Below are 12,890 nucleotides of genomic sequence, written 5' to 3'. Positions count from 1 at the left end.
AAAAAGAGACAGAATTAACTTTATTGAATACATAACCGTAATTCTGCTTGACATTACTGATTTTGAGCAAATTAATGTTACAGTAATTGTTTTTTGATACTTGTACCGTCCCTAACTACTAAAATTGATGTCTTTTAATATTTATAGTATTACATTTTATACATTGATAAATCGCTTGCTATTTTTATAGAAAACAGGAAAATATTCCTGTAAAAAAATAGCAAAATGATATTTTTTTACTTTTTTTTTACTCAAAAGACACAATTATTTAAAAAATTAATAATATTGCCATTCAAAACAAATTATAAATGATGCCACCAAATTCCAGTTTGGATCAAAAGAGACTTCTTCTTGAGTTATCTCAGGGAAGTGAAGTGGCATTTACACAACTATATAACCAGTATAAACATATTGTTTACGGTACTGCTTTAAAAATCACCAAATCAACAATTCAGGCTGAAGAAGTGGTTCAGGATGTTTTTTTAAAAATCTGGCAAAATCAGGATAACTTAGCTGATATAGCCAATTTTGAAAATTATCTTTTTATTATTTCCCGCAATCATATTTTTGATATGATCAAAAAAATAGCAAGAGAAACCTCTTTGCCGGTTGAACTTAATTATAAAAATACAACTTCAGAAGATACAGATACTGCTATAAAAGACGATCAGTACAATATTATCCTGAATCAGATCGTAGAACAGCTTCCTCCTCAACAGCAAAAAATCTATAAAATGGCTAAATTGGAAGGTTTAAGCCATCAAAAAATTGGTGAAGACCTGGGGATTTCTACAGAAACGGTAAAAAAACACATGGCGCAGGCCTTAAAATTTGTACGTCTCAAAATTTCTCCTTACATGAATATCTTCATGACATTCATTGTGTTTTTTAAGGCTTAAATCTTAAAAAGCATTTCTTTTTGAGTCATCCTGGATTTTTTTTTGCATTTTTTTTACATTTTTTTAACTTTCGACTACTCCCTCCTCATTTTTGAATCGTCTTTATAATAAAGATCATTATTTAATTGGTAATTGCCCCCCAAAAGATTGATCTTTTAAATAAATTTTAAACTGTCCCAGGTTTACCATTTACGACCTATTATTAACTTATTTAATTACAAATCGAATGCAGAAAAAAATATTTGAAGAATTATTTGAAAATTATTTGCATAAGAACCTTTCAGAAGCTGAAGAACAACAACTGATGGAACTTATTCGACATGGTGAATATGATGATTTCATTAAAGAAAAAATTCATATTATGCTTAAAGAAAAGACCGGGTCTGAAGTTATGGGTGATGAACAGAGTGCTTATATTTTAAGATGTATTTTGTCTGAGCCAAATAGCAACAGAGAAGTAATTAGATTAGAACCGCAAAAGAGAACCAGAAAAAGAGCTGTTCGCATCCTGTTTGCTGCAGCCGGTATTATAGCTTTAATTGCACTTGGTAATACCTTATTTTTTAAACCTCAAGCTGCAATAACAACCCCTGTTACAGAACAGCCTGCAATTGCAGCAAATACTTCAATAGATTTTAGCGGGAAACAATTGATTCGTTTGCCTGACGGAAGTACCGTACTTCTGAACGATAACAGTACCTTAAAATACAAACAGGATTCATTTAATACCAAAACCCGTGAAGTGACACTTACCGGAGAAGCCTTTTTTGATATTAAACGAAACGAAAAAAAGCCTTTTATCGTGCATACAGGAAAGGTACAAACCAAAGTTTTAGGTACGGCATTTAATATTAATACATATAACTCTTCGGGTAATATTGAAGTTACCGTTGCAAGAGGTAAGGTTCAGGTTGGAGATGATGAGAAAATTTACGGCATAATCACTCCAAACCAGCAGATTAAAGTCAATAAAAATACACTGAGTTTTGAGCAAAATAATATTAGTGCCGCTGTCGTGACGGAGTGGAAAAGTAATTACCTGATTCTGGACGATATTAATATGGAAGAAGCAATTGCTTTAATTTCTCAGAAATACAAAGTACAGATTTCACTGGCAAATGAAAAGATTAAAAATTGCAGAATAACAGCCAGTTTCTTAAACGATGAAGATCTGGATCATGTCTTAAAAGTAATCAGCAGTGTTATGGAAACGGAGTATCGCTATAATAAAGCGGGGGCTATCATTCTGGACGGAAAAGGCTGTGAATAATTAAAAACTTAAAAAGGCTGACTAAACCTCCTACTTTAGAAAGCTAAATAAAATAAATAGTAACCTTAAAACCAAAATCTATATAAATACAAAAAAGCCATCCAGCTCCTACACCAGATGGCCTCGATTCTTAATAATTAAACCAGTAACCATTAAAAACAAGCAAATTTATGAAATTACGCTTTAAAACAACCATGTTTGAAAGTGAAAAGAACAATTCTTTGTTCGGGCTTTCAAAAAAAACCATTATGATCATGCGAATCAGTTTATTTCACATTTTTTTACTCACCTGTGGTACCCCTATGGTATTTGCAAATGAAATGAGTGGTCAGAGTTTAGAAACTATATCTGTTGATATTGAGCTTCATAATCAGGATATTAAAACCCTGTTTAAAACTATTGAAAATAAAACGGGATTACTGTTTGCATATCAGCCGCAGCTTATTAATAATTTTCCAAAAATCAGTACACCACGCGGAAGAAGGCCTGTAAGTGAATTATTAAACGCTGTATTTCAGGGCAGTAATCTGGTTTATAAACAAGTAGATCAAAATGTTATTGTTTATAAAAAAGAAAGCGCAAAAGCAGAAATAAAAAAGGAAGACAAAGCCGAAGCCAATTATTACCTAAGCGGCAAAGTTTTAGATGAAAACGGCTTTCCATTACCAGGTGTGAGTGTTTTGCTTGTAGGCAGCAATAAACATGGTGTATCTGATTTTGATGGGCAATTCTCTATAGAATTACCATCTGGAAAACACGTGCTTAAAATATCCTATTTAGGATATAAAACACAAGAAATTACGGTTGAAAACCAAACAACAGTTACCATAAAAATGCAGCCCGATTTAGCCAAACTGGACGAAGTTGTGATTATTGGTTATGGTACCACAACTAAAAGAACAAATACAGGATCTGTAGTTAAAATTACTTCTCAGGATATTGAAAAACAGCCAATAACAAACATTTTACAAAGTTTACAAGGAAGAACTCCGGGAGTTTTTGTTTCTCAAACTTCTGGTTATGCAGGTAGTAATATGAACATTAGTATTCGTGGTCGAAATTCTATTGCAGGAGACAATCTGCCGCTTTATATAATTGATGGTGTTCCTTATATTTCTGACGATATAAAAGAGCAGGTGCAGGCAGATCGTGTAATAAGAGGAGCGCAAAAAAGATCAAGCCCATTAAATATTCTTAATCCAAACGATATTGAGAGTATCGAAATTTTGAAAGATGCTGATGCTACTGCGATCTATGGTTCAAGAGGAGCAAATGGTGTTGTACTTATTACCACCAAAAAAGGAGAATCCGGAAAAACGGAGTTTACTATCAATACTGCTTCAGGTATATCTGATGTGGCCCATAAGATAAAAACCTTAGATACGCCTACTTATTTAAACATGCTTCGTACAGCTTTGACCAATGCAAATGCAAATCCAAGTAATTTCAGTACCGGAATAGCCCTTACTGATTTTGACCCAAATGCTTATACTGACTGGCAGGAAAAATTAATAGGTGGTTCTGCAACATTTAATAATTTTTCAGGAAGTTTAAAAGGAGGAAATGACACGACAAATTTTTTATTAAGTGCTGCTTATCATAAAGAAACTACAGTTTTACCGGGGGATTTTGGTTATAATAAATTTTCAACCAATTTTAATGTAAATCATTATACCTTAAATAAAAAACTAAAAATAGGAGCCTCAGTTATATTTTCATCAGATAAAAATAAGTTGCCTTTTTATGACATTACCAATTATGCAGTAAATACCGCACCAAACCATACTATTTACAATGCAGATGGAACCTATTACTGGTCACCTACTTATTCCAGTGATATAAACCCGTTGGCAGCTTTAGACAGAAGAGTAGAAGATCAGGGAACTAATTTAATAAGTAGTGTAAGTGCTCAATTGGATCTTGCTAAAGGACTATCTCTTAAAACGGATTTAGGATACGGAAGAGCACAAATGACATCGGAGCAATTTTTACCTACATCTGGTATGAACCATGTTTACTATACAAGAAATAACATTTCGCTTAACGCTTCGAGATCTTACACTCTTTCTGTAAATAATACTAATAATTTTTCGATTGATCCGCAATTAAATTATGTAACTTCTTTATGGAAAGGTAATCTGACTGCTTTGGTAGGAGGTTCATGGCAGCATAGAAAATCAGAAATGCCTACTTATCTAAATTCATCAGTATATAGTTCTGATAATCTTATTGGTATTACCAGTTCTGCAGGAAATGTTACCTCTGCTAGTGGTTCTTCTGAGTATAAATATATTTCGCTTTTTAGCAGGGTAAATTATAACATCCTAAATAAATACATTCTTAACTTAACCTTTAGAAGAGATGGTTCCTCTCGCTTTGGAGAAAACAAACGTTATGGCGATTTTGGCTCTATAGGTGCGGCATGGGTGTTTACAGAAGAAAACTTCTTAAAAGATAATTCATGGTTGAGTTTTGGTAAAATTCGTTCCAGTTACGGTAAAATTGGTAGTGACGATATTGGAGATTATGGTTATGCTTCTACTTATTTAACTTCTACATATGGAGTTGGAAATTCTGCTATGACATCAGCCCGAATTGCGAATCCAAATTTTCAATGGGAAGTTACCAATAAATTTGAAGCAGCGTTAGAATTGGGTTTCCTGCAAGACAGAATTTCTTTTACGGCAGCCTATTACAAAAACGTTTCCTCCAATCAGTTAGTACCAGCTAATCTTAGCCCTCAAGCAGGATTTACCAGTTTTCAGGCAAATTTAGGTGCCGAAGTTGAAAATAAAGGATTAGAATTTACGCTAAGCAGTACTAACATACATACTAAAAATCTGAACTGGACTACTTCATTTAATATTTCTAAAAATACAAATACTTTAGTTTCGTTTCCTAATCTGGCAACTTCAGCTTATTTTAGTACTTATATAGTTGGAAATCCATTAAACAGTATGTATTTGTTAAATTTTACAGGTGTAAATGCTGCTGGTATTGCGCAATTTGAAGACGCCAATGGTGACGGAAGAATTTCTAGCGGATTTGCAGATACAGGAGTTGGAGACCGAAAATATCAAGGTGCTACTTATCCGGAATATTATGGAGGAATCTCAAATTCTATTTCATATAAAGGCTTTGCTCTTGACTTTTTATTCCAATTTGTAAAACAAGAAGGAAGAACCTTAATGACCGCTATTGGTGTACAGCCAGGATATCCGTATGGACTTGCTAATTATCAGGTAGATGAATATAGAGATTATCTGGCTCAGGGAAATGTTTTAAGTTCCAATTTTCAATCTAGTTTCTCCAACTATTTAGGTTCTACAGCTACTATTGTAGACGCTTCTTATATCAAATTAAAAAATGTAAGTGCCTCTTATACTATTCCTTTGAATGAAAAAACTAAAAAAGCTATACAAAATGTTCGTATTTCATTACAAGGACAAAACCTGGTAACGTTTACCAAATACAGAGGATTCGACCCTGAAACACAAGGTTTGTCATTACCTCCGTTACGTACCATAACTATTGGAACTCAACTAACATTTTAATCTAAAAACATGAAAAATAATTCTATAAAATACACGTATATATTTTCGTTTTTTCTTTTAATGGGATTAACGGGTTGTGATGAAATGCTTGAAGTTGAAATTCCTAAAGAGCAACTGGAATCAGAAAACATCTATTTATCAGATGCCACTGCCGAAGCTACTGTAAACGGAATTTACCAAAGCATGGTAACTGGTTTAACTTTTGTTAATAGCATACATTATATGCCAGGAGAAACATCAGATGAACTTATTTTGAGAAGTCAGCTTACAGATGTTTATACTACAAACGAAATTATAGAAACTGATGGTTCTGTTAGTGGTATGTGGACAGACTTTTACAAAACCGTTTATAATGCAAATAAAGCTATTGAAGGTCTAAGTGCGAGTACAGCTCTTAGTCCCGATAAAACGAAACGCTGGATTGCTGAAGCAAAATTCATAAGAGCGTATTGCTATTTTTACATGACTAATTTCTGGGGCGATGTTCCTTTAGTTTTAACTACAGATGTTGAAAGAACGGCTTTGGCACCACGCAATACACAAACTGAAATTTATACTCAAATTGTTCTTGATTTGACAGAAGCTACTAATAACCTCCCGGTTAATTATAGCAATTACACTTCTAATCAGCGCATAAGAGCTACAAAATGGGCGGCAGAAGCATTATTGGCAAGGGTAAATCTTTATTTAGGAAATTGGACAGATGCTGCAACTCATGCCAGCTCAGTAATTAGCCAAACTGCTACTTATAAAATGATTACCGGCTTAACAGCAAATAACAGTCCTTTTATTGCAGACAATACTGAAGCAATCCTGCAAATTCCGTATTTCAATGTCGCGTATGCTTATGAAGGTGGAGCTGTATTTACTGCAGGAGGAAAATACTTACTTCGAAAAGGTGTTTCTATATTTGAAACTGCTGATGCCAGAAAAACAAATTGGACTAATACCGTTGTAGTTTCCGGAACTACATTTTTAGAACCCCGAAAATATAAAAATTCATTTGTTGCTACTCCAGTAGAGCGTTCAACTGTACTTCGTTTAGCCGAACTTTACCTGATAAGAGCTGAAGCAAGGGTAAAATTAAACGATATTACAGGCGCTCAGGAAGATATTAATGTAATTCGAAACAGAGCTTTATTAGGAAACACTACTTTAACAGATCCTAATCAATTACTGGATTTAATTGCCTTAGAAAGAGAACGTGAACTTTTTGGAGAGTTCGGTCACAGATGGTTCGATCTTAAAAGAACCGGAAAAGCAGATCAGGTTTTAGGAGCAATTCCCGGAAAAATATGGACTGCAACTGACAAGCTTTATCCTATACCGGATTCTGCCAGACGCTCTAATCCTTTTTTAACCCAAAACTTAGGGTATAACTAAATCATTAAAAATTACCCAGGAATGCTTCACAAAAGCATTCCTGGTATTTACAAATCACTATGGAAACAACAATTGTAAGAGTTGAGGGCTTGTCGCATCAATACAGTAAGGATTGGGCAATACAAAATATTAATTTTGAAATCAAAGAAAACAGGATTTTGGGGCTTTTAGGGTCGAATGGAGCAGGAAAATCGACCACTATGAATATCCTTTGCGGGGTTTTAAATCAAACACACGGCAGTATTTTTATCGACGGAATTAACCTGAAAGAAAACCCGGTCGAAGCCAAAAAATTAATTGGTTTTTTACCACAGACACCACCGCTTCACCTCGATTTAACAGTAGACGAATATTTAATTCACTGTGCGCAGTTACGACTGGTTAAAAAAGAAGATCTGAGAAATGCAGTTGAAAAAGCCAAAGAAAAATGTGGCATTTCTCATTTCAGCCACCGATTGATTAAAAATTTATCCGGCGGATACAGACAGCGTGTGGGAATTGCCCAGGCCATCATTCACGAGCCAAAGCTGGTGGTTTTAGATGAGCCAACCAACGGACTGGATCCAAATCAGATTTTAGAGGTACGAAATTTAATTAAAAAAATTGCTCAGGATAAAGCTGTGATTTTTTCGTCACACATTCTTTCTGAAGTTCAGGCTACATGTCAGGATATCCGAATGATCGAAAACGGACACATGGTTTTCTCTGATACACTTGATGCTTTTAACAATTATATCGAAGCCGATAAATTAACCGCAAGTTTCGAAAATCCGCCAGCAATCGAGGCACTAACTGCTATTCCAGAAGTTACAGATGCAGTTTATCTTTCTCCTAAAAAAGTACAGATTACTTTTAAAGGCACACAGGAAGTAGCTGAAAAAATTGTAGCACAGAGCGTTTCAAGCAATTGGAAATTACGTGAAATTCAGTTCGAAAAAGTCTCTCTTGATGAAATTTTTGCCCAATTATCTAAAAAAGCACCTTCAAAAAACGCTATCCTTTCTTAAAAAATAAATAAATGAAAACAATATACAGAATCGCTAAAACCGAACTCAATACCATGTTTTATTCGCCGGTAGCATGGGTGGTATTAGTCATATTTTCAATCCAGTCCAACTGGAAATTCTTCGAATTAATTGAACGTTTTGAAAAATCACAAAAACTGGGCAACGACATGAGCAATTTGTCTCATACTATTTTTTCAGGCTTTATGGGGTTATTTACAGAAATGCAGAATTATTTATACCTGTATGTTCCGCTATTAACCATGGGGTTAGTAAGTCGTGAAATTAACAGCGGATCTATAAAACTGCTGTTTTCTTCTCCAATAAAAATTAAGGAAATTATATTAGGTAAATACCTTGCCATTGCAGCTTATTGCTCGCTCTTTGTAGTCATATTAGGATTGCAGGTAGTGATTGCTTATTTCTCTGTTGATAATTTAGATTTAAAATTTGCTATTTCAGGTCTTATTGGCTTGTATTTACTGGTTTGTACCTATGCTGCTATTGGTCTTTTTATGTCTTGTCTTACTTCTTATCAGGTAGTTGCTGCAATCAGTACTTTGGTGGTTTTGGCAGGCTTAAATTTTATTGGAAAATTATGGCAGGATGTCGAATTTGTAAAAGACATAACCTATTTTCTGTCCATTGCAGGCCGTGCCAATGAAATGTTGGAAGGGCTCTTAATCAGCAAAGATATATTTTACTTTATTTTAGTTAGTGCTCTTTTTATTGTTTTGAGTATCTACAAGTTACAAACCGGACGAGATGCACAATCTATTGTACAAAGAGTGGCAAAATATACTGCATTAATAACTGTTGTTTTGGCATTGGGTTACATTACATCAAGAGCCTCACTTACGCTGTACCATGATATGACCCGTACAAAAAACAGAACCCTTACAGCAGCAAGTTTAGATATAGTCAAAAAAATAGAGGGTCCGGTTAAAATAGTAACATATGTTAACTTATTAGATATAAACTATTCTATGGCTATGCCATATTCTCAAAATTATGACATGGCCCGCTTTGAACAATATACCCGTTTTTTGCCACAAATAGAAATGGAATATGTGTACTATTATGATACCTCAAAGAATGAAGCTTTATACGCCCAGAATCCGGGATTAAATGATAAGCAATTGGCTGATAAAATGATTGAAACACAGGATTTAAAGATAAAAAAAATATATACACCTGCAGAAATTAAGAAAATTATTGATTTAGGTCCGGAGCAAAACCGCGTAGTGAGAACGGTAGAGTACAACGGACAGAAAACATTTTTAAGAATGTATGATGATTTATTTAAAGCACCTTCTGAAAAAGAAATCTCAGCAGCCTTAAAACGTTTAATTGTTACAGCTCCAAAAATTGTGTTTGCAACCGGAAACATGGAACGCAGCGTTGACAAAATAGGAGATAAAAATTACAAGACTGGTTTTAATGAAATTACATTCAGATTCTCTTTAATCAATCAGGGCTTTGATGTTGCTTCTGTTGATATCAATGCGCAGAATATCCCTGAACAAACTTCTGTTTTAATAATTGCCGACCCAAAAACACAGTTGAGCCAGGGTGCTGTTGACAGAATCAATACCTATATCGATCAGGGGAAAAACATAGTTCTTTTGGGAGAGCCAGAAACGAATTCGGCTTTGGCTGCAGTTACAGACAAATTAGGTATTCAATTTACGAAACAGGCATTGGTTCAGGAAAGTGAAATCAATTCTCCGGATTATTTAGTTACTGAACTTCAAAGAAATGTAGATTCAACTTTAATTAAATTCAGCCCTAATCCAAATAATAATCCTATCCCGTTTTTAGGAAGCAGCGGTATCAAAACAGTCAAAGAGGCAGGATTTAAAGTGACACCACTGTTAAAAACGAACAATCAGCCGGCTTGGGAAGCCCAAACCGGAATCACTTCTGTTTCTGAAGATTTGAAAAAACAGACTTCTGTAAAAGCTGTTCCCTTGGTAGTAGCTTTAACGAGAAATGTAAAGGGTAAATCACAAAAAATAATTGTTGCCGGCGATGCTGATTTTATGGGTAATGCCGAATTAAGCCGTGGCGGATCAGGAACATTTCAGTTTGTAACTGATATTTTCAGTTGGTTCACTAATTACGAATTCCCAATTGATACAACACGCCCTGAAAACACTGATAAAAAGTTAACTATAACAGCAAATCAGGTTTTCATCAGTAAAATGGTCTTCATCGGACTATTTCCTTTGTTGATTGTATTAAGTGGTGCTTTTATACTAATTAGAAGAAACAGAAGATAAAAAACAGCAAAAATGAATACTAAAAAAAATATCATCTTTGGGATGCTGCTGTTGTCTTTTCAAGGAGCGTTTTCTCAATTTAAAACCACAATTCCGCTGAATAAAAATGTGACGGCCGGAAAATTAAAAAACGGCTTAACCTATTATATTCTGCATAACGAAGAACCAAAAGACAGAGCGAGTTTTTATTTCGTTCAAAACGTTGGAGCTATTCTTGAAGACGATAATCAAAACGGATTGGCGCATTTTCTGGAACACATGGCATTTAACGGAACCGAACATTTTAAAGGCAAAGGGATCATCAAAATGCTGGAAAAAAACGGAGTGAAATTCGGCAAGGATATAAATGCTTATACTGCTCAGGACGAAACCGTTTACAATATAAGCGGAGTTCCTGTTGCGAACCAAAAACTGATTGATTCTACACTTTGGGTTTTACACGACTGGTCCGGATCTTTATCTTTAACCAATGAAGAAATTGATGCAGAAAGAGGCGTAATCAGAGAAGAATGGAGAACCAGACGTACAAGTGGTTTCCGTTTAAAAATGCAGACGGATCCGGTTTTGTATAAAGGTTCAAAATACAGTAAAAGAGACGTTATTGGTGATCTGAATATTATCAATAATTTCAAATATCCCGAATTAAGAAACTACTATAAAAAATGGTACAGACCAGATTTACAGGCGGTAATTATCGTTGGAGATATCGATGTAAAAGCAATGGAGCAAAAGGTAAAAGAAATTTTTTCAGGAATCCCTTTAGCAAAAAAAGCTGCTGCGAGAACTTATGAAGCAATTCCAAAACACGACGAATTGTATTTTGGAACTGCTGCCGACAAAGAAGCTTCTTCAACGGCCATTACTTTAAAATATGTTTTTGATGAACCGCTGGTAAACGACACTATCGTTTCCCGAAAAAACGTAATGAATTCTTTTTACACCAGCATTCTGAACAATCGCTTCAAGGAGTTAATCCTTAAAAATCAAGGTTCAGCCCTAAACCTGAAAACCTATTTTGAGTCAATTTCAAGATTAAACAATTCGTTTAATATTGTAGCTGTGGCCAAAAAAGGAAAAACGATAGAGGGTTTTGAAGAAGCATATACAGAAGCAGAACGCTTAAAACGTTTTGGCGCTGTACAGTCTGAATTAGACCTTACAAAAAAGCTTTTCATCAGTTCATACGATGATTACATCAGCAACAAAGATAAAGTTGAAAACGACGACCTGGCAGATAATCTTACGAATTATTTCCTGAAAGCAAAACCATTTCTTTCGCCTGAAGAGAGTTACAAACTGGTTGTCGGAATCATCAAAAGTCTTACTTTGGAAGAGTTGAACGCTTATGCTAAAACAATCCAGAAACCTACTAATCAGGTTGTTTTGGTAACCGGATCTGAAGATGATAAAGCTAATTTTCCAACAAAAGAAGCCGTTGTCAATGTAATGAAAAAGGTAGAAAGTATGTCTTTGGAACCTTACACTAAAAAGGAAAACAATGGACCTTTGATCGAAAAACAATTAAAACCAGCTGCCATCAAAAAAACGTTTGAAGTAGCCGGAATAAAAGAGGCAAAAGGATATATTTTAGAAAACGATGCTAAAATAATTGTGCTTCCAACGACCTATTCTCAGGATCAGATTGTTTTTTCAGCCTTTTCAAAGGGAGGGAAATCTTTGGTGAAAACAGAGGATTTGACATCTGCAGAAATTGCAACTACACTGGCAAGATCTTCCGGTTTAGGGAATTTTGACAATATTGGGTTAAAGGAAAAACTCACGGGAAAAGTAGCTCAGTCAGCTCCGTTTATTAGTGATGAAACACAGGGATTTCAGGGAAGTTCAAACAAAGCCGATTTTGAAACCATGCTGCAGTTAATGTACCTTTCTTTTGAAGCACCCCGTTTTGATCCGAACATTTTTAACATTTTAAAAGAACAGTATAAGAACCGCCTGGAAACCATTAAAAAAGATAACGGAAGTACATTCAAGGATTCTATTGATTTAGCAAATTCAAATCATAATCCAAGAACTTTTCTGTTCGACGATAAATTTCTGGAAACGATTGACCTGAAAAAAGCAGAAAATATCTATCGTGACCGAATCAAAAATGCGGCAGATTTCACTTTTATTTTTGTTGGAAATATTCCTGAATCCGGATTAGAATTAATTCAGAAATATGTTGGAAACCTAAAATCGAATCCGGTTCAGAAAGAAAATTTCATCGATCATCATATCGAACCTAAAAAAGGAAAGACAGTGGTGCATTTCAAACGTCCTATGGAAGTTCCAAAAACAACGGTTTATCTTAATTTAACAGGTAAAACAGAGTACAGCAAAGAAAATGCGATGACCATTTATATTATAGGGGAGTTATTATCCAAACGTTTTTTACAGACCATTCGCGAAGAAGAAGGCGGAAGTTATGGCGTAAGTGTTGGCGGTACCCTCGAACAGATTCCAGCACCGGCTTTCAGTCTTGCTTTGACATTTGACTG

7 protein-coding genes are annotated in these 12,890 nt (G+C 34.8%); all 7 read left to right on the top strand.

Going from position 1 to position 12,890, the window contains the following annotated elements; translation table 11 throughout:
* Positions 1-308: 308 nt before the first annotated feature.
* Positions 309-899 (top strand): RNA polymerase sigma factor, encoded by a 591-nt coding sequence (locus JE46_RS22380; protein WP_031457521.1) that lies wholly within the window; start codon positions 309-311, stop codon positions 897-899.
* A 226-nt stretch (positions 900-1,125) separates the two neighbouring features.
* On the top strand, positions 1,126-2,169 hold the full coding sequence (locus JE46_RS22375; RefSeq protein ID WP_051872989.1) for a FecR family protein: 1,044 nt from the start codon (positions 1,126-1,128) through the stop codon (positions 2,167-2,169).
* 170 nt (positions 2,170-2,339) lie between these two features.
* Positions 2,340-5,723 (top strand): TonB-dependent receptor, encoded by a 3,384-nt coding sequence (locus JE46_RS22370; protein ID WP_083480925.1) that lies wholly within the window; start codon positions 2,340-2,342, stop codon positions 5,721-5,723.
* Positions 5,724-5,732: 9 nt separating this feature from the next.
* Entirely contained in the window at positions 5,733-7,106 is a 1,374-nt protein-coding gene (locus JE46_RS22365) for a RagB/SusD family nutrient uptake outer membrane protein (protein WP_083480924.1), read from the top strand.
* Positions 7,107-7,165: 59 nt separating this feature from the next.
* Positions 7,166-8,113 carry an ABC transporter ATP-binding protein gene (locus JE46_RS22360; RefSeq protein WP_031457517.1) on the top strand — a complete coding sequence of 316 codons (948 nt, stop codon included), beginning with the start codon at positions 7,166-7,168 and terminating at the stop codon, positions 8,111-8,113.
* Between the two features lie 11 nt (positions 8,114-8,124).
* The gene (locus JE46_RS22355; RefSeq protein ID WP_031457516.1) at positions 8,125-10,392 is read left to right on the top strand and encodes a Gldg family protein; all 2,268 of its coding nucleotides are present in this window, start codon (positions 8,125-8,127) and stop codon (positions 10,390-10,392) included.
* 12 nt (positions 10,393-10,404) lie between these two features.
* The coding region (locus JE46_RS22350; RefSeq protein WP_031457515.1) for a M16 family metallopeptidase at positions 10,405-12,890 on the top strand (2,486 nt) is incomplete at its 3' end.

The sequence above is a fragment of the Flavobacterium chungangense LMG 26729 genome, assembly GCF_000735715.2.
Taxonomy (GTDB): domain Bacteria; phylum Bacteroidota; class Bacteroidia; order Flavobacteriales; family Flavobacteriaceae; genus Flavobacterium; species Flavobacterium chungangense.
The sequence above is the reverse complement of the archived record's forward strand: the minus strand, read 5'-3'. Positions and strand labels throughout refer to the sequence as shown.